This window comes from Fructilactobacillus florum 8D (genome assembly GCF_000512295.1).
GTDB classification, from domain to species: domain Bacteria; phylum Bacillota; class Bacilli; order Lactobacillales; family Lactobacillaceae; genus Fructilactobacillus; species Fructilactobacillus florum.
The window spans coordinates 15,328-33,335 of record NZ_ALXG01000011.1 but is presented as its reverse complement, the minus strand read 5'-3'; the positions used below and the strand labels follow the sequence as shown (position 1 = coordinate 33,335).

Sequence of the window (18,008 nt, the reverse complement as noted above, 5' to 3'; positions counted from 1 at the left end):
AGGACGAAATTTTAATGCAGCGAACAACCTATGCAGGAAAAGTTAACGAGCAATATTTAGATCAGCAAGTGTGTCTAGATGGCTGGGTTGCCAAAAAAAGAGATTTAGGGAGCCTAATGTTTATTGACTTGCGCGATCGGGCCGGCATTGTGCAACTAGTTATTAGTGAGCAGGAAGCCCCGGCTGCTTTCCAGGCAGCTCAGGATTTAAAACCGGAATACGTTGTTCAAATTAAGGGACGGGTGAATGCTCGATCCGAAAAAGAAATTAATCCTGATTTATTTACCGGTAAGGTTGAGGTGGCCGTAAATGAGATCGAGATTCTTAGTATCTCAAAACCAGTTCCTTTTGCGTTAACTGACAATACCAACGCAACTGATGAATTACGTCTTAAATATCGTTACTTGGATTTGAGACGGCCGGTAATGCAGCAAGGGTTATTAATTCGGAGCCGCATTATTCAGGCCACCCATCAGTTCTTAGAGCAGCAGGGCTTTTTGAATATTGAGACGCCTGATTTAACCGCTTCGACTCCTGAAGGTGCTAGGGACTATCTTGTTCCATCACGCCTTTATCCTGGTTCCTTTTATGCCCTGCCACAATCCCCACAACAATTCAAACAAATGTTGATGGGGGCTGGCTTTGACCGCTATTATCAGATTGCTCGGTGTTTTCGGGATGAAGATTTACGTGGTGATCGACAACCAGAATTTACCCAAATTGATTTGGAAACATCGTTCATGAATTCAGATGAAATCCAAACTTTGACAGAAAAGCTAATCCGCTTTGTTGTTAAAAGAGCGCTTGATCTTGATATTAAAACTCCATTTACAAGGATTAGTTGGCAAGAAGCAATGGATCGATTTGGAACTGATCAGCCTGATACTAGGTTTGGAATGGAACTTAAAGATGTATCTGAAGTCGTTGCTAATAGTGACTTTAAAGTGTTTTCGCAGGCGGTTGCTCAGCATGGGAAAGTAAAAGCTATTGCTGTTCCTGATGGGGCACAGCGCTACTCGCGAAAAGAAATTGATCGCTATACAGAGTATGTAAAAAGATTCGGTGCTAAGGGTCTGGCTTGGCTAAAAGTGACTAATGATGGATTGACCGGTCCGATTGCTAAATTCTTTCAAGACGAGACCTTACAGCAACAATTATTAGCAAGGACGGGAGCACAGCCGGGTGATTTGTTGTTATTCGCTGCTGATCGTGCCAAAGTTGTAGCTGATACGTTGGGTTATCTACGAACGGCCATTGCAGCTGAGTTGAATTTGATTCCGGACAATCAATTTAACTTTTTATGGGTTGTAGACTGGCCACTCTTTGAATATGATGAGGGAGCAGAACGCTGGACAGCAGCACATCATCCCTTTACGATGCCTAGATCTGGAGATGAGCATTATCTAAATTCCGGAGAGAATCCACATTTAGCTCATGCCCAGAGTTATGACATCATTTTGAATGGTTTAGAACTGGGTGGTGGTTCAATCCGAATTCATACTCGTGAACTTCAAGAAAAGATGTTTGCAGCGCTTGGTTTTACTAAAGAAAGTGCTGAGGCACAGTTTGGCTATTTCTTACGGGCACTTGACTATGGCTTCCCGCCTCATGGGGGATTGGCAATTGGACTAGATCGATTTACTAGATTACTAGCACAACGTCCCAATATTCGTGATGTAATCGCCTTTCCTAAAAATTCTAAGGCCATTGATCCGCTCACAAATGCGCCTACGCCAGTTGCTAACCATCAACTTGCTGATTTAGGGATTAAAATTGATGCGAAGCGAAGTGACTAAACTTCAGTTGGGAGAAGAAGGTTGCAGAAATTGCAACTTTCTTTTTTGAGTTAGTGAAATGTTATAATGAAGATGTTACCTAGTAATTTTTAGAGGGTCCAATTGATGAGTGATGTACAGCGAATTATTAAGCGCCATCAGGTTTTAAAGAAGGCATCTGTTTCGTTTACGTATGCGGTGTTAGTGTCAATTGCAATTAATTTTTTCTGGACACCTGGGCATATCTATTCTTCTGGGGTCACGGGATTTGCTCAATTGCTGACAACTCTCTCGCAACGTTATTTTTCTTTTACCATTTCAACGGCTTTGGGACTATTTCTACTAAACGTACCATTACTCTTTTTGGCCTGGAAACAAATTGGTCATCAGTTTGCTTTTTTTACGTTTTTATCGGTTTTATTGGCTAGTTTGATGATTAAAATTCTTCACCCGGTTGCACTAACTCATGACCCTTTGGTTTGTGCCCTTTTTGGAGGAGCAGTTAATGGATTTGGAACAGGGTTAGCGCTTAAAAATCAAATTTCAACTGGTGGCCTTGATATCTTGGGAATTGTGATTCAAAGAAAAACCGGACATTCAATTGGACGAATTAATATTTTGTTTAACTCTCTAATCATTGTCTCTGCTGGTTTTTTATATGGCTGGCCGTATGCGTTTTATTCTGCAATTGGTTTGTTAGTAAATGCTCGTGTAATGGATATGACATATACACGACAGCAACAGATGCAAATCATGATTGTTACGAATGTACCCAAGACAGTTATCGATAGTGTACAAAATCATTTACGTCGCGGGATTACGTTGGTACACAATGCCGAGGGGGCCTACCGTCACGATAAAAAGACAATTTTGTTTACGGTAATTTCTCGCTATGAGCGGAGTGAACTTGAAGAAGCACTCGAAGAAGCAGATCCGAATGCTTTTGCAGTAGCAGTTGATGTTGACGAAGTTTTTGGTCGTTTTTATGAAAGTAAACCAAAGTAGTTTATTTAAAGAAACAAAGTTCGCGAGGTAAAAATGAAAGTTATTTATACTTGGTTGATCAGATTAGTTTCTAGTTTGTGTTATTTTCGCAAGAAAAAAAACGTTTACTATCTAATGAGTTATAGTAACAATCTCCACTTGATTAAACGGATCGCTGCAACATTACCTAATGATCAAAAGCTAGTTGTCTGGTATAATCCGCGTGTTTTGGTTGCTGCTTATGACTTAAAGGCTTTTGGGATTGAAACAATTCCATTGCACAAAAATTGGTGGTTTATTCTGAGGCAAATTCCTCGCCTGATGACGGCACGGGTGCTGTTTTGCGATAATTACTACTCGTTGTTAGCCGGACTGGTACGTCCTAAGACCAAAATGAAAATTGTCCAACTCTGGCATGCAGATGGTAGTATCAAGCGATTTGGCTGGAAAAACCCACGAAACCTCCAAAAATCATTCTTGCAGCGTTGCCGTCATCAACAAGTTTACAATCAATTTGATGAGTTCTTGTTATCGTCACCTCAGATGGGCTCGATTTTCAAAGAAAGCTTTGCTTTAAAGCGAGCAAAGTTACTTCCGATGGGCTCACCTCGGTCTGATCGATTGTTTAGCAATAAATGGCTGACGCAAGTTCAAAAACGAGTTTATTTAGCTGCTCCAGAATTAAAAAACAAACGCGTAATTTTATATGCGCCTACTTTTCGGCGAACCGGTCAGATTAATCCACCGCTGGGAACAATTGCCGCCTTAACGGCAGATCCAGACGCAATAGTAGCTATTAAACTGTATCAAGAAGTTGATCGGAGTCAATTACACTTGGATCAACTGCACCAGGAGCGGGTTAAAATTTATGATGAATTTAGTACCACTGATTTAATGACCGTTGCTGATACCTTTGTTACCGATTATTCCTCATATGCTTTTGACTATAGTTTGATGGGGGGACAACGCCAGGCAATTTTTTATATGTATGATTTGGACGATTTTAAGAAGGTTCCGGGCATTCAGCCCGACTTTCAAGCTTGGCTCCCCACAGCTCCCATCACTACTCCGCAAGAATTAGCCGTAGCAATTTGTCAACAACAATCTACAGATTTTACCACCTTTAATCAAATGTGGAATACTTATAATGACGGACATGTGTATCAGCGTGTTTTAGACCGCTACGTATTGGCAACTAATCATAAGGGAGCTTAGCTAATGGACGAAAAATTTTTGATTGGATCACACGTAAGCATGAAAGCTCCTAAGATGTTCTTAGGATCCGCTGAAGAAGCGACTAATAATCAGGAAACAACTTTTATGATTTATACTGGTGCTCCCCAAAACACTAAAAGGAAGCCGCTTGATGAACTAAAAATTGATGAGGGTCGTAATTTTATGGCAACACACGACTTACAGTCGGTGGTGGTTCATGCTCCCTACATTATTAATTTAGGGAATCCCAAAAAACCGCAAAGTTTTCACTTTGCGATTGATTTTTTACAACAAGAAATTAAGCGGGCAACTGCCCTTGGGGCAACTCAGATTGTTTTGCATCCAGGAGCCCACGTTGGAGCCGGTGAAAAAGCTGGTATCCAACAAATTATCAAGGGCCTGAATGAGGTGATCACTAAGGATCAGACGATTCAAATTGCCCTTGAAACGATGGCTGGAAAAGGGACCGAGCTGGGAACGACCTTTGAACAGCTCGCTACAATTATTGCTGGAGTGACTGAAAATGATAAGTTATCGGTTACGTTTGATACTTGTCATACTTATGACGCCGGTTACGATGTTAGAAACGATTTTGATGGGGTAATGCAGCATTTTGATGATACGATTGGACTTGATCGACTCAAAGTGGTTCATTTAAATGATGATAAGAATCCCTTTGCAAGTCATAAAGATCGTCATGAAAATATTGGGATGGGAACGATTGGTTTTGCAGCACTTAATTACATTGCTCACTATCAGGCACTAGCTGTGGTTCCTAAAATTATGGAAACTCCGGCTATTAAGGTTGATGATACGAATAAAATTGATCCGCATGGGATTGAAGTTGCTATGTTAAAACAACAGCGCTTCGATGAGACAGCTTTTGCAAAGCTGAAAAACGTTAATTAGGTTAATCTAATTTTTCTGTGATAATTGTGGCCGTTTCTTCAATTGATTTGTCAGCCACATTAATGCAGAAGCAACCGATTTTTTGATACAGTAGTTGGGCATATTCTAATTCTTGTTTGATGCCTTGCGCACTAGAATACTTAGTATCATTTTCAATGCCATATTCTTTCAACCGTTCTTTGCGAATTTTTTGCAAACTAGCAATCGAATTTGTCAGACCAAAAATTCGGTTCGGTTGAACTTTCCAAATTTGTTCTGGAAGCTTCAATTCCGGTCCAATGGGTAAGTTAGCAACACGAAAACTTTGATTTGCTAGGTAGAGTGAGAGCGGGGTTTTCGATGTGCGAGAAACGCCTAAAATTACGATATCAGCATGTAAAAGATTGTCAGGGTTACGACCGTCATCATTGGCAACGGTAAATTCGATGGCATCAATTCGTTTAAAGTAGGCAGCATTAAGATTATGCACTAAGCCGGGCACTTCGGCAGATGAGCGCTGGAGCCGGTGGGAAATTAGCTTGATGGGAGTTTGAATTCCATCAAAACTTTCTAGTCGCTGATCTTGTGCAAATTGGGTAACCATTTCACTTAGCTCTGGATCAACTAATGTATGAAAAATAATGGCCTGTTGTTCGCTGGCTAATTTTAGAATTCCCGTTAGAATTGATTTGGTACGAATAAATGGATATTGTTTTAGATGAGCATGTGCGTTTGGAAATTGAGCAATTGCGGTTTTAGCAATATTTGTGCCGGTTTGTCCACTAGAATCGGAAATAATAAAGATGTTATAGTTAGTTTCCATGAAATATAGCTCCCTGTGATGATGTTTACTAAAGAGTATAGCTCATTTTGGTGATGATTATGTTAGTTTAAGAAAGCTGTTATAATCATTGACGAGTGATTGGGGATACGTTATAATTAAATACGTTGAGTTTTATTTACTTGGCACATTAAAGCACGGAGGGAGGGATTTTTAAATGTCAAAAACAGTTGTTCGTAAGAACGAATCACTTGATGATGCTCTTCGTCGCTTTAAACGTACCGTTTCTAAGAGTGGTACTCTCCAGGAATTTCGAAAACGCGAATTTTACGAAAAGCCTAGTGTGAAACGAAAATTAAAATCTGAAGCAGCTCGGAAACGTAACAATAAAAAGAAAAAGCGGCGTAATAATTTTTAAAAAGCAATCTTTTGATTGCTTTTTTTATTTGAAAACAGGATCATAACCAGTGACATCACATCCAAGTTGTTATCGATAAAATTATTATGCTAAAATCAAAAGAAAATAGGATGGGAGCGACAACTGATTGGACGAAAAATTTGAATTTAGTAAAGTAATGGCACTTGAAAATCCCAACGATCAGATTGTATTATTTGGAAATCAAGATCAGTTTATTAAAATACTTGAAAATGAATTAGCGATCTCAATTAGGTATGTGAATGGAAACGTTAAAATCGAGGGGCATCAAGAAAAGCCCGTGCAAAGTGGGCACGACATTCTTTTAAATCTGCTAAAGCTGGTTCATAGTGGAGTTAAACTAAATGAGAGTGATGTAGTTGCTGCCCTTCAGTTAGCAAGGACGAATCGGATTACAGAGCTCTCTGACTTGTATAATCAGGTATTAGTTAAAGACCAACACGGGCAGGCCGTGCGAGTTAAAAATTTTGGTCAGCGAGCGTATGTTCAAGCGATTAATTCGCATGACATCACTTTCGGGATTGGCCCAGCAGGAACTGGAAAAACTTATTTAGCAGTGGTGATGGCTGCAGCTGCCTTAAAAAAGGGACAAGTTGATAAAATCATTTTAACCCGACCGGCCGTTGAAGCTGGTGAAAGCCTAGGGTTTTTACCTGGAGATTTGAAAGAAAAAGTAGATCCGTATCTGCGACCATTATACGATTCTTTAGATGCAATTTTTGGCAGTAGTCATACTGAACGATTGCTTGAGCGGGGCATCATTGAAGTCGCTCCGTTAGCTTACATGCGAGGTCGAAGTTTAAATAATGCCTTTGTGATTTTAGATGAAGCACAAAATACAACTAATCAACAAATGAAAATGTTTTTAACTCGGCTTGGATTTGGGTCAAAAATGATTGTAAACGGAGACATTCAGCAAATTGATTTAAAAGGGAATACCCCTAGTGGCTTGGTCACAGCTCCCAAACTTTTTGCGGGACTCAAGGAAATTGCGATTGTCCGACTGTCGGCAGCTGATGTAGTTCGTAATCCGGTAGTGGCACAAATTATCAAAGCCTATGAGGAACAAGAAACCATTCAGCAAGGGAGAAGTTAATGGATCTAGAAATTTATGATGAAACTAATGGTGCAATAACGGATGCCCAGTTAACTTTAAGCAAAGATTTATTGGATTTTGCTGCAAAACAATTGCAACTGAAAGAAAATACGGAAATGTCGGTTACTTTTGTTAAGAATGAACGGATTAGAGCAATTAATCGTGAATATCGGCAGGTTGACCGAGCAACTGATGTGATTAGTTTTGCCTTGGAAGATCAGAGTGAAGATGACTTTCCAGTTTTGATGGATGACGAACTTCAAGCAGAAATTCCAGAAAACCTTGGTGATCTATTTGTTAGTATTGATAAAGTTAAAGAGCAGGCGGATTTTTTAGGTCATTCTGAAGATCGGGAACTTGGATTTTTATTAGTCCATGGTTTTTTACATTTAAACGGTTACGATCATATGGAACCAGCTGACGAACAAGTGATGTTTGCTTTACAAAGAAAGATTTTAGATGCCTATGGACTCACAAAATAAGTATCAAACGGGGAAAAATAAAAGCTTTTGTCAATCTTTACAGCATGCGTTGCAGGGACTACAGGCTGTTTTTTTGGGAGAACGTAATTTTCGCTTTCATTTGGTTGCGACAGTCGTTGTTTTAATATTGGCGGAGCTATTGCATGTTGGGCTGGAGCACCTCTTATGGTTGGTTTTGGCTTGCTTTTTGGTGTTACTTGCAGAAGTTTTTAATTCAACGGTTGAGGCGCTGGTGGATCTGATTGTTGCTAAACATTATCATCCCCTAGCCAAACGAGTTAAAGATATGTCTGCTGGCTTCGTCTTGCTAGCAGCGGTGTTAGCATTGATTGTGGGATTAATCGTGTTAGGACCACCGCTTAGTCATTTTTGGTTTTGAAAATCAGCTAATTGAGGTAAATAATGACACAAACTAAACAATATAAATCTGGATTTGTAGCCATCATTGGTCGTCCCAATGTTGGAAAATCAACATTTTTAAACCGTGTAATTGGTCAAAAAATTGCGATTATGAGTTCGAAAGCGCAAACTACACGAAATAAAATCCAGGGAGTATATACAACCAAGCAGGCTCAGATTGTTTTCTTAGATACTCCGGGGGTGCACAAACCACATACGAAACTGGATGAATATATGGATGATGCGGCTTTGTCATCACTACAAGAAGTCGATGCCATCATCCTCATGGTTAGTGCCACAGAGACTAGGGGAGCTGGTGACAATTATTTAATCAAACAGCTACAAAATACCAAGGCACCTGTCTATTTGGTCATTAACAAAATTGATCAAGTTCATCCAGATCAATTATTACCAATCCTAGCAACCTACCAGAAAGCTTACGATTGGAAAGCAGTTTTTCTGATCTCGGCTCTTCAAGGAAATAATGTGAATGAATTATTGCAAGACTTAGTTTTGAATCTGCCAGCTGGACCTCAATATTACCCGGAAGATCAGATAACCGATCATCCAGAACGGTTTATTGTTCAAGAAATTATTCGAGAAAAAATTTTAGAGAACACCAGTCAGGAGTTGCCCCATTCAGTGGCAGTTTATGTTGATCGGATGAAACCGAATGAAAATGGTAAATTGCAGATTGAGGCTTCAATTATGGTCGAACGGGAAGGACAACGTCGAATTATTATTGGTGATGGCGGAGCCAAGATTAAATACATCCGAATCGGAGCCCGGCGGGAAATTGAACAGGTATTAGGTAGCAAAGCTAACCTAAAACTGTGGATTCATATTCAACCAAATTGGCGGGATCAGTCCCAAATACTGCAAAACCTAGGTTACAGTCGTAAGAACGATTACTAAGCGGGTGGTGAAATGGTTAACACGAAGAGTCGGCAATTTCGTGGGATTTTGTTATATCGGCTAAAATATCGGGAATCTGATATGTTAGTAAAGTTTATGACAGCAACCGCTGGGAAAAAAATGTTTCTAGTTCGCAGAGCGACTAAGACACATGCACCACTAGCAAGTGTGATTTTACCGTTTAGCTATGGAACCTACGAAGGGGTGTTAAAAACTAACGGTTTATCCTACTTGGACAGTGGCAACCAAGTTCATAACTTTGAACAAATTAGTAATGATATTATCCTAAACGCCTATGCAACTTATATCATGGGTTTGCTTGATCAGGCGTTGCCAGATAGCGTTGCTGACCAGCATTGGTTTAAGAATCTCTACTATGCCCTGACATTTATCAATAATGGTTTTGATCCAGAAATTATTACTAACATTGTAGAAATCCAGTTGCTTCCGCTTTTTGGAGTGGCCCCAGAATGGCATCACTGTGCGGCTTGTGGTTTGGATAAATCAGTTTATGATTACTCGGAAAAATATGGTGGTTTATTGTGTGCGGCTGATTTTGCTTTAGACTCACATCGGATGCACTTGGATCAACGAACAATTTATTATTTACGGCAATTCTCAGCCATTGATATGAAAAAGATTACACACATTCAAGTTAATCGTGAGACGAAAAAAAAGTTGCGGCAAGTGCTTGATAAGATTTATGACAGTTCGGTTGGAATTAATCTCAAAAGTAAACACTTCTTGGATCAAATGGATCGTTGGAAATTAGACTGAGACGTAGCAGAATCGTTGACGCAACTTTTTTTAGAGCGTATTATAAGACTAATATAATAACTGATAATGACAGAAGAAGACCTGCATACGATAATGTACAGCGAGACCATGGTAGTGGGAGTTGGTTCAGGATAAATTCAGGTTGGCGCTTTTGGAATCGGAGATAATCAAGCTGCTGATTAGATCAGAAGTAGGGTGGAACCGCGATGAAGTCGTCCCTATGCAAAAATTGTTTTTATTTTTGCATAGGTTTTTTTAGTTGTTACGATAAAGGAGTAGCAGAATGCCAAAAAAAATGCCGTTACAAACAATTGCAAGTCAGTTAAAACAATTTTGGAGTCAGCAAGGTTGTATGATTATGGATGCTTATGATACGGAAAAGGGAGCTGGTACGATGAGTCCCTTTACTTTTTTGCGAGCAATTGGTCCAGAGCCTTGGAACGTCTGCTACGTTGAGCCTTCCAGACGACCAGCTGATGGTCGTTATGGTAAGAATCCCAACCGGCTTTACCAACACCATCAATTTCAAGTTTTGATGAAGCCTTCGCCCGATAATATTCAGGAGCTTTATCTGACTTCATTGAAAGAACTTGGAATTAATCCTTTAGAACATGATATTCGCTTTGTTGAGGATAATTGGGAAAATCCTTCAATGGGGTGTGCTGGAGTTGGCTGGGAAGTTTGGTTGGATGGAATGGAAGTAACCCAATTCACTTATTTTCAAGTGGTTGGGGGACTTTCGATGAGTCCTGTTGCTGTCGAAATTACCTATGGAATGGAGCGGCTGGCCTCATATATCCAAGATGTTAATAATGTTTTTGATTTAGAATGGGCTGATGGTGTTCGATACGGAGACATCTTTAAAGAGCCAGAATATGAACATTCCAAATATAGTTTTGAAATTAGTAATCAAGCAATGTTACAACAATTATTTACGGCTTATGAACATGAAGCTCAGCGCTTGATTAAATTAGGACTGGTTCATCCAGCTTATGACTATGTTTTAAAGTGCAGTCACACTTTTAACTTGCTTGACGCTCGCGGGGCAGTTTCTGTAACCGAACGAGCTGGTTACTTAGCTCGAATTCGAAAAATGGCCCACGGTTTGGCTCAGGCCTTTGTTTTAGCACGACGCAAGTTGGGCTTCCCGTTAATTCAAGATGAGGATCAACGACATGCTGCCCAGGAAAAATATGATGCTCAGCATCCGCACTCTGTAAAACAGACTTCGGGAGGTAAAAACTAATGACACACGATTTTTTATTAGAGATGGGTCTTGAAGAATTACCAGCAAATGTGGTAACCGCTAGTGTGGATCAGTTAGCCCAAAAAGTCACGAACTACCTGAAAGCAGAGCGGCTGACGTTCACCGGGTTAAAGAAATTTTCAACACCACGTCGGTTGGCACTGCAAATTAGTGGTTTAGCTGATCGGCAGCCTGATAGTGATACAGAGGTCAAGGGTCCTTCTGAAAAAATAGCACGAACTGATAATGGTTGGAGTAAGGCCGCTTTAGGTTTTGCTCATAGTCAGGGAATTCAGCCAGATGACTTAGTGATTAAAGAGGTTAAAGGGGTGGCGTATGTATTTGCTAATAAGCATGTTACGGGTCAACCAGCCGTTACAATTTTATCGCAGTTACCAAATGTAATCGCCTCACTTAATTTTCCCACGATGATGAGATGGGGGACTCACCAATTTCAGTTTGTCCGACCCATTAAATGGTTAGTGGCTCTATTGGATACGGAAATCGTTCCAATGCAACTGGTTGATATTCAGGCGGGTCGAACGACCCAAGGACATCGTTTCTTGGGGCATCCGGTAGAACTAAAGCAGGCACAAGATTACCAAGCAGCGTTAGAAGAGGTCTTTGTCCTTGCCGATGCTCAGCAAAGAAAGCAACGAATCAAGGATCAGATCATGGCAATTGCTCGCGAACAAGGATGGCAAGTTAATCTTGATGCGCAGCTGTTAGAAGAAGTGAACAATTTGGTTGAATGGCCAACTAGTTTTTACGGTCAATTTGACCGTCACTTTTTAACCATCCCGCGGGAGGTTTTAATTACCTCAATGCGTAATCACCAGCGTTTCTTTTATGTTGAAGATGAAAAAAATCAACTATTACCTTATTTCATTTCGGTGCGTAATGGTAATCGAGATCATTTGGAAAACGTAATCCAAGGAAACGAAAAGGTATTAGCTGCTCGCTTATATGATGCGGCATTTTTCTATGAAGAAGATCAAAAGCATTCGATTGCCGATTTTGTTACTAAATTAAAAGAAGTTAGTTTTCATGACCAAATTTCAACAATGTATGAAAAAATGGAGCGGGTTCAGGTCATTACCGCTTTAATTGGTAAGCAGGTGGGTCTGAGCCAACCAGAATTAGCTGAATTACAGCGGGCCGCTTCCATCTACAAGTTTGATCTTGTTACCGAAATGGTTGGGGAGTTCTCGGAGCTACAAGGAATAATGGGAGAAAAATATGCATTATTACAGGGGGAAAGCCCTGCAGTGGCAACTGCAATCCGTGAACATTATTTGCCGAATGTTGCGGGGGGAGCGTTACCCGCTACCAAGATTGGAGCAGTCTTAGCCGTTGCAGATAAATTAGATAGTATTCTAACTTTTTTTGCAGCTAAAATGGTGCCTAGTGGTTCTAATGATCCCTATGCGTTACGGCGCCAGGCCGCCGGTATCGTCAGCATTGTTTATCAGCAACAATGGCAGTTGCCACTGGATGTGCTGTTAAATGAAGTTGTCCAAACTGAAGCTCGCAAGCAATTCAGTCCCAAGGTGGAACAAGCGCCAGTGATTCCTCAAGTAATTTCATTTATAAAGGAACGGATTAAACGATTTCTAAAGGATACGGAAGTGCGCTATGACCTTGTTAACGCTGCAACTGCATCGACGAGTACCGATATTTGTTTTATGATTTCCAGTGCTAACGAGTTACAAAAGCAACAAAACAAAGCTGATTTCAAAGCAAACATTGAAGCTTTGAGTCGGGTGACCAGGATTGCTAGTAAGCAAGCAGGATCATTTGCAACAATTGATCCATTGTTGTTTGAAAACGAGGCTGAAGTGGCATTACATGGGGCAGTTGACCAGCTTCAAAATGATTTCTCGCAAAAATCGGCAGCAAGTGACTATCAACAACTGGCTAATTTACGGCCAGTAATTAATGACTATTTTGAAAAAACCATGATTATGGCCGAAAATCAGAATTTAAAAGCGAACCGTCTGGCAGAAATGAATCGGTTAGCAAAGATTATTAATGAATTCGCTAGCGTTGACCATATAATGACCAAATAATCTGAAAAGTGGTGAATTTGATGGTGAAAATTCCAGAAGAGACGATTGAAAAAATTAGAAGTAGCGTCAATATTTTGGATATTGTTGGACAACATGTGCAATTGAAAAAGGCTGGAAAGAATTTTTTTGGGTTATGTCCCTTTCATGAAGAACGCACACCATCATTTTCAGTTAATGAAGAAAAACAAATTTTTCATTGCTTTAGTTGTGGCCGTGGGGGAAATGTTTTTACTTTTCTAATGGAATTAGAGGGACTTTCTTTCACTGAGGCCGTTCAAGCAGTTGGTAAGGCTGGTGGTATGCAGCTGCCAGATGAACTGGTTCAAGCGCAGCAACCATCGGCTCGTGAACAGCAACTTCGACCGCTGTTCTCGGTTCATGAAGCAGCAACTCGTTTTTATCATCATATTCTAGTAAATACTAAGGCTGGTGCTCCTGCACGAGAATATTTAAAAAAACGGCAGATTAGCGCTGAAATGATTGAAACTTTTCAGCTAGGATTTGCTCCATCAGAAAGGGTTCTCCAGCCCTTTTTTAAAGAACAACAGACTGACTATCAAACTTTACGGAAGACCGGGCTATTCATTGAAAATCAAGCTGGAGAATTAACTGATCGATTTGTTAATCGGCTGATGTTTCCAATTCGTAATCCGCAGGGGGCACCGATTGGTTTTTCCGGAAGATTATTGCAACAAAATGAACAGCAACCAAAATATTTAAATAGTCCTGAGACAGAACTTTTTAACAAGCGGAAGGTCATCTATAATCTTGATTTAGCTAAACCTGCTGTACGTAAAACCCAACGATTAATCCTGTTTGAGGGGTTTATGGATGTGATTTCTGCATATCAAGCTGAGGTATTCAACGGAGTTGCTTCGATGGGAACCAGTTTAACCGAGGAACAGATTTATGAGTTTAAAAAAGTTACTAGTCAAATCTGTGTTTGTTACGATGGGGATCAACCCGGTCAAAAAGCAACTAATCGTGCAATTGATTTATTAACTCAACAGGATAGCTTTGAAGTCAATGTCATTCAAATGCCCAATGGAGTAGACCCAGATGAATTTCGGCGAACAGCAGGACCAAAACGTTTTCGTGAGGTAATTTCAAAAGCACAAGAACCGGCTTTGAAATTCAAACTCAATTTTTTAAAAACCCAGTTTAATTTAAATAATGACGTTGACAAACTTAATTATGTAAATCAAGTGTTGCAACAAATTGCCAATACCAAACCGGGGGTTACGCAAGATGTTTATCTCAAAGAATTATCTGCTGATGTAGACTTGCCGTTTGATTCATTACGCAAACAACTAGGAAACTTACCTGATCAGTCTCGCAAAAACCATTCGAGTAAGTTGCATAATCAACATTCGCAGCAAGCTCCCCAGCTTGCTGAACGGCATTATTCTAGAATAGAAAATGCTGAACGGCATTTGCTAATGGCAATGTTTTATAATTCTAGTGTTTGGGATCAAGTAGTAGCAAACCCGAATTTTAACTTTATTCATGATCAATATCAGCAATTATACCTATTTGCTCAGGAATATTTTCGAACGCATGCCCGCTATCAATCGGCTGAATTTAGCGACTTTGTACAGGAACCCAAGTTACAGGCAGTTTTGGCGGAATTAGAAATTGATAACGATGAGCAACTAGATAACGAAGAAGCGGCGACGGACTGTGTTAAAATGATAACTGAAAGTGCACCATTAGTTAGCAAAATTAACCAGCTGAGGCAAGAATTTGATAGTGCGGGTCAAATCGGCGATGAACTGCAACAACTTAAACTTGCAAGTGAATTAATTCGCTTGCATCGCCAATTAGATCAGTTGCGGACATCTAACGATTAGAGGAGGATTATCGATGGCAGAACAAGAGGCAAAGAAAACACAAACGCTTAAAAAAAAGGCTGTTGCTCCTAAGAAAAAAACGCGGGCTAAAAAGTCCGAGACAACCAAAGCTTTAAAGAAAGATTTCGATAAAACTAATTATCGAAAGGTATATAATGCGCTAATAAAAAAATATAAAAAAATTGGTCATGTTAGTTATGCCGTGTTAGAAACGGAATTTCAGGATCCATTTACTTTGAAAAAGAAGCAAATGGATGAATTAATGGAAAAGATTGAAGACGATGGGATTAGTATTGTTGATGAAAATGGAGAACCTGATCCTAGAGCACTGAAAGCTGCAAAGAAAGTTACGCAAAAAGAGTTAAAAAATGCCTCTAGTTCTAAAGGGGTTAAAATCAATGATCCAGTTCGCATGTATCTCAAAGAAATTGGACGAGTTCCACTGCTAACAGCAGATGAAGAAGTGCAATTGGCACTACGCATTGAACAGGGAGACGAAGATGCTAAGCAAGAATTAGCGGAGGCTAATTTACGATTGGTTGTCTCGATTGCAAAACGGTACGTTGGTCGTGGCATGCAGTTTTTAGATTTAATCCAAGAAGGCAATATGGGATTAATGAAAGCTGTCGAAAAATTTGATTACCGCAAGGGTTTTAAATTTTCGACGTATGCTACTTGGTGGATTCGTCAAGCAATTACTCGAGCAATTGCTGATCAAGCGCGGACGATTCGTATTCCAGTGCATATGGTTGAAACTATTAACAAACTAATTCGAGTTCAACGCCAACTGCTCCAGGATCTTGGCAGAGAGCCACTCCCAATTGAAATTGGGGCAGAAATGGATATGCCAACCGCAAAAGTTCGTAATATCATGAAAATTTCGCAAGAGCCAGTTTCACTAGAAACTCCAATTGGTGAAGAGGACGATTCCCATCTAGGTGATTTTATTGAGGACAAAGAGGCCACTAGTCCTGAGGATCATGCTTCCTATGAATTACTCAAGGAACAACTAGAAAGTGTATTGGACACGTTGACTGATCGTGAAGAAAACGTTTTACGGTTACGGTTTGGGCTTGACGATGGGCGAACGAGAACTTTAGAAGAAGTCGGAAAAGTCTTTGGTGTGACGCGCGAACGGATTCGCCAGATTGAGGCCAAGGCGCTTCGAAAGCTTCGGCATCCTTCACGCAGCAAACAATTAAAAGATTTCTTAGATTAAAATTTTTAAAGCAGCGGCCAGTTTTCGGTGCGCTGCTTTTTCACATATAGGAGTGAATCCCATGGATGCGAAGCATCTTTCTAAACGATTACAAGCAGTTGCTGATGTGGTTGAACCAGCTACTTTATTAGCAGATATTGGTTCCGATCATGCCTATTTACCAGCCTTTCTGGTACAAACCGGACGAGTTCAACGGGCAGTTGCCGGAGAACTTCGCAGTGGCCCCTTACACAATGCGCAAACTGAAATTGACCGGTTGCAGTTACAAGCTCGTATGCAAGCGCGGTTAGGAGATGGGCTAACGGTGCTCAAGTCCTCTGATCATTGTCAAACAATTACCATCGCTGGGATGGGAGGGGCACTAATTGCTGATATTTTACAGCGTGGACAGTCTCATTTGCAGGATCATCCGCAGTTGGTGTTACAACCAAATATTGATGAAGATTTAGTGCGTACTTGGCTAGCCGCACATCACTATCGAATTAAGCAAGAGCAAATTATTTTTGACGGCGGTCATTATTATGAAGTAATTGCAGCTAGTTATACGTCATTTCCAGTTAATTATGACCGAAAAGATTTGTTATTTGGTCCTTTGTTACGCCGAGCTCACAATGAAATTTTCACGAAAAAATGGGAAAAGCGCATAGTTAAACTTGATTTGATCATTGATCAATTAGCCGCAGGAGAAAATCAAGCCAGAGTTCAAGCGATTAGGCGTCGTCGTAGAGAAATTCAGGAGGTATTATCATGACTACGGTTCAAACCATAGTTGATCAGTTTGAAAAATTTGCTCCGCTCGTCTATAAAGAAGAGGGTGATCCAACTGGATTTCAGCTGGGAAATCGAGAGGCGGTTGTGCATAAATTATTGACCACGTTAGATGTCCGCCCAGCAGTAGTACAAGAAGCCATTGATTCAGATTGTGACTTCATTGTTGCCCATCATCCGCTGATTTTTTTCCCAGCTAGTAATTTAGACGAGGCTGATCCACAAACGAAAATGTATGCAAACTTGCTTAGACATCATATTAATGTTTATTCCGCACATACTAATTTAGATAAGGCTCCAGGCGGAATGAACGATTGGTTAGCAGCAGCGCTACAATTACAGCAAGTCTCAGGATTGGTGCCTGATGCCGCTCCGGTGCAAGGTGAAATGTTGTCGTTGGGGCGAGTTGGGTATTTAAACCAACCAGTTACAGTAGCTGAACTAGTTGAACTTTGTAAGCAACGGTTGGGTGTGGATCATTTGCGCTATGCAACCGCCACTTTGCAAAAAAAAGTTCAAAAGATTGCAGTATTAGGGGGAACTGGTGGTAAGTTTTATCCCGCAGCGCTGGAAGCAGGCGCAGATGCTTATCTAACTGGCGATCTATCATATCATATTACCCAAGAGATGGTGGCAAAGGGACTAACCGTCCTTGATCCGGGGCATCATATCGAAAGTATCTGTAAGGAACAGCTAAAAACGATGTTTTCCAATTGGAATAAAAAGTTCAAATGGGAAATTGAAGTGCAAGCTTCTGAAATTAGAACTGATCCTTTTTACTTTAATTAAAAAAGGACCCAACAAGCACAGTTAGTCAGCTCATTGGGTTCTTTTTAATTTCCAAATCATTATGGTTTTATAACTAATTTTAATAGATTAATTCCAATTAGGGCGATTAAACCACCGACGATAGCAACGTTAATGGCAATTGTTTTAGTAAAGGTTGATTGCACCAGGGCGGAACCAATGTAGCCAATGATTTCGCCATAAACAATTCCCCAAAAAAGTGTGGTTAAATTTGCAGCAATTGTCTTCATCTTCACCCCTCCTTACATGCGCTAAGTTTAGCACTATTTTTTAAAATTGCAACGAACGACCTAGCCATCAA

At 40.3% G+C, this 18,008-nt stretch carries 18 protein-coding genes; 16 read left to right on the top strand and 2 right to left on the bottom strand.

Annotation, left to right across the window (positions count from 1 at the left end):
* The first annotated feature begins 14 nt into the window (after nucleotides 1–14).
* From aspS to B808_RS00800, 4 genes are all read left to right on the top strand, one after another.
* On the top strand, nucleotides 15–1,796 hold the full coding sequence (gene aspS, locus B808_RS00815; protein ID WP_035421342.1) for an aspartate--tRNA ligase: 1,782 nt from the start codon (nucleotides 15–17) through the stop codon (nucleotides 1,794–1,796).
* Nucleotides 1,797–1,901: 105 nt separating this feature from the next.
* Entirely contained in the window at nucleotides 1,902–2,780 is an 879-nt protein-coding gene (locus B808_RS00810) for a YitT family protein (protein ID WP_009167223.1), read from the top strand.
* Between the two features lie 33 nt (nucleotides 2,781–2,813).
* Complete coding sequence (locus B808_RS00805) at nucleotides 2,814–3,974, top strand: CDP-glycerol glycerophosphotransferase family protein (protein ID WP_035421340.1); 1,161 nt, start codon at nucleotides 2,814–2,816, stop codon at nucleotides 3,972–3,974.
* A gap of 3 nt (nucleotides 3,975–3,977) precedes the next feature.
* Nucleotides 3,978–4,883, top strand: coding sequence for a deoxyribonuclease IV (locus B808_RS00800; RefSeq protein ID WP_035421337.1), 906 nt, complete (start codon nucleotides 3,978–3,980; stop codon nucleotides 4,881–4,883).
* Nucleotide 4,884: 1 nt separating this feature from the next.
* On the opposite strand, the gene B808_RS00795 is transcribed toward B808_RS00800, so the two are convergent.
* Complete coding sequence (locus tag B808_RS00795; protein WP_035421335.1) at nucleotides 4,885–5,685, bottom strand: pyruvate, water dikinase regulatory protein; 801 nt, start codon at nucleotides 5,683–5,685, stop codon at nucleotides 4,885–4,887.
* A 175-nt stretch (nucleotides 5,686–5,860) separates the two neighbouring features.
* Between B808_RS00795 and rpsU the strand changes: the two genes are divergently transcribed.
* The 12 genes from rpsU to B808_RS00735 all read left to right on the top strand — a co-directional run bounded on the left by rpsU (nucleotide 5,861) and on the right by B808_RS00735 (nucleotide 17,689).
* Nucleotides 5,861–6,061, top strand: coding sequence for a 30S ribosomal protein S21 (gene rpsU / locus B808_RS00790; RefSeq protein WP_035421333.1), 201 nt, complete (start codon nucleotides 5,861–5,863; stop codon nucleotides 6,059–6,061).
* A gap of 127 nt (nucleotides 6,062–6,188) precedes the next feature.
* Nucleotides 6,189–7,175 (top strand): PhoH family protein, encoded by a 987-nt coding sequence (locus B808_RS00785; protein ID WP_035421332.1) that lies wholly within the window; start codon nucleotides 6,189–6,191, stop codon nucleotides 7,173–7,175.
* On the top strand, nucleotides 7,175–7,657 hold the full coding sequence (ybeY, locus tag B808_RS00780; RefSeq protein ID WP_035421330.1) for an rRNA maturation RNase YbeY: 483 nt from the start codon (nucleotides 7,175–7,177) through the stop codon (nucleotides 7,655–7,657). Before B808_RS00785 ends, ybeY begins: the two co-directional genes overlap by 1 nt.
* Nucleotides 7,635–8,036 carry a diacylglycerol kinase family protein gene (locus B808_RS00775; RefSeq protein WP_035421328.1) on the top strand — a complete coding sequence of 134 codons (402 nt, stop codon included), beginning with the start codon at nucleotides 7,635–7,637 and terminating at the stop codon, nucleotides 8,034–8,036. The genes ybeY and B808_RS00775 overlap by 23 nt, the downstream gene beginning before the upstream one ends.
* A gap of 23 nt (nucleotides 8,037–8,059) precedes the next feature.
* Nucleotides 8,060–8,971: a GTPase Era gene (gene era / locus B808_RS00770; protein WP_035421326.1), complete on the top strand. Its 912-nt coding sequence runs from the start codon at nucleotides 8,060–8,062 to the stop codon at nucleotides 8,969–8,971.
* A 12-nt stretch (nucleotides 8,972–8,983) separates the two neighbouring features.
* The gene (gene recO / locus B808_RS00765; protein ID WP_035421324.1) at nucleotides 8,984–9,748 is read left to right on the top strand and encodes a DNA repair protein RecO; all 765 of its coding nucleotides are present in this window, start codon (nucleotides 8,984–8,986) and stop codon (nucleotides 9,746–9,748) included.
* Between the two features lie 283 nt (nucleotides 9,749–10,031).
* Nucleotides 10,032–10,994 carry a glycine--tRNA ligase subunit alpha gene (glyQ, locus tag B808_RS00760; RefSeq protein ID WP_009167214.1) on the top strand — a complete coding sequence of 321 codons (963 nt, stop codon included), beginning with the start codon at nucleotides 10,032–10,034 and terminating at the stop codon, nucleotides 10,992–10,994.
* On the top strand, nucleotides 10,994–13,063 hold the full coding sequence (glyS, locus tag B808_RS00755; protein ID WP_009167213.1) for a glycine--tRNA ligase subunit beta: 2,070 nt from the start codon (nucleotides 10,994–10,996) through the stop codon (nucleotides 13,061–13,063). Before glyQ ends, glyS begins: the two co-directional genes overlap by 1 nt.
* A 20-nt stretch (nucleotides 13,064–13,083) precedes the next feature.
* Nucleotides 13,084–14,913, top strand: a complete 1,830-nt coding sequence (gene dnaG / locus B808_RS00750) for a DNA primase (protein WP_035421322.1) — start codon at nucleotides 13,084–13,086, stop codon at nucleotides 14,911–14,913.
* Nucleotides 14,914–14,926: 13 nt separating this feature from the next.
* The gene (gene rpoD / locus B808_RS00745) at nucleotides 14,927–16,132 is read left to right on the top strand and encodes an RNA polymerase sigma factor RpoD (RefSeq protein ID WP_009167211.1); all 1,206 of its coding nucleotides are present in this window, start codon (nucleotides 14,927–14,929) and stop codon (nucleotides 16,130–16,132) included.
* 61 nt (nucleotides 16,133–16,193) lie between these two features.
* Nucleotides 16,194–16,883 (top strand): tRNA (adenine(22)-N(1))-methyltransferase, encoded by a 690-nt coding sequence (locus B808_RS00740; RefSeq protein ID WP_009167210.1) that lies wholly within the window; start codon nucleotides 16,194–16,196, stop codon nucleotides 16,881–16,883.
* On the top strand, nucleotides 16,880–17,689 hold the full coding sequence (locus B808_RS00735) for a Nif3-like dinuclear metal center hexameric protein (RefSeq protein ID WP_035421320.1): 810 nt from the start codon (nucleotides 16,880–16,882) through the stop codon (nucleotides 17,687–17,689). Before B808_RS00740 ends, B808_RS00735 begins: the two co-directional genes overlap by 4 nt.
* A gap of 59 nt (nucleotides 17,690–17,748) precedes the next feature.
* Here the strand turns inward: B808_RS00735 and B808_RS00730 are convergent, their stop codons facing one another.
* A complete protein-coding gene (locus tag B808_RS00730) occupies nucleotides 17,749–17,937 on the bottom strand; it encodes a DUF2929 family protein (protein WP_009167208.1) in 189 nt (62 codons plus the stop codon).
* Between the last annotated feature and the right edge of the window lie 71 nt (nucleotides 17,938–18,008).

Excerpts from the sequence above, each read along its gene's own strand:
- aspS (WP_035421342.1), top strand. The coding sequence starts at position 15 with ATGCAGCGAACAACCTATGCAGGAAAAGTTAACGAGCAATATTTAGAT.
- B808_RS00810 (WP_009167223.1), top strand. The coding sequence starts at position 1,902 with ATGAGTGATGTACAGCGAATTATTAAGCGCCATCAGGTTTTAAAGAAG.
- B808_RS00805 (WP_035421340.1), top strand. The coding sequence starts at position 2,814 with ATGAAAGTTATTTATACTTGGTTGATCAGATTAGTTTCTAGTTTGTGT.
- B808_RS00800 (WP_035421337.1), top strand. The coding sequence starts at position 3,978 with ATGGACGAAAAATTTTTGATTGGATCACACGTAAGCATGAAAGCTCCT.
- B808_RS00795 (WP_035421335.1), bottom strand. The coding sequence starts at position 5,685 with ATGGAAACTAACTATAACATCTTTATTATTTCCGATTCTAGTGGACAA.
- rpsU (WP_035421333.1), top strand. The coding sequence starts at position 5,861 with ATGTCAAAAACAGTTGTTCGTAAGAACGAATCACTTGATGATGCTCTT.
- ybeY (WP_035421330.1), top strand. The coding sequence starts at position 7,175 with ATGGATCTAGAAATTTATGATGAAACTAATGGTGCAATAACGGATGCC.
- B808_RS00775 (WP_035421328.1), top strand. The coding sequence starts at position 7,635 with ATGCCTATGGACTCACAAAATAAGTATCAAACGGGGAAAAATAAAAGC.
- era (WP_035421326.1), top strand. The coding sequence starts at position 8,060 with ATGACACAAACTAAACAATATAAATCTGGATTTGTAGCCATCATTGGT.
- recO (WP_035421324.1), top strand. The coding sequence starts at position 8,984 with ATGGTTAACACGAAGAGTCGGCAATTTCGTGGGATTTTGTTATATCGG.
- glyQ (WP_009167214.1), top strand. The coding sequence starts at position 10,032 with ATGCCAAAAAAAATGCCGTTACAAACAATTGCAAGTCAGTTAAAACAA.
- glyS (WP_009167213.1), top strand. The coding sequence starts at position 10,994 with ATGACACACGATTTTTTATTAGAGATGGGTCTTGAAGAATTACCAGCA.
- dnaG (WP_035421322.1), top strand. The coding sequence starts at position 13,084 with ATGGTGAAAATTCCAGAAGAGACGATTGAAAAAATTAGAAGTAGCGTC.
- rpoD (WP_009167211.1), top strand. The coding sequence starts at position 14,927 with ATGGCAGAACAAGAGGCAAAGAAAACACAAACGCTTAAAAAAAAGGCT.
- B808_RS00740 (WP_009167210.1), top strand. The coding sequence starts at position 16,194 with ATGGATGCGAAGCATCTTTCTAAACGATTACAAGCAGTTGCTGATGTG.
- B808_RS00735 (WP_035421320.1), top strand. The coding sequence starts at position 16,880 with ATGACTACGGTTCAAACCATAGTTGATCAGTTTGAAAAATTTGCTCCG.
- B808_RS00730 (WP_009167208.1), bottom strand. The coding sequence starts at position 17,937 with ATGAAGACAATTGCTGCAAATTTAACCACACTTTTTTGGGGAATTGTT.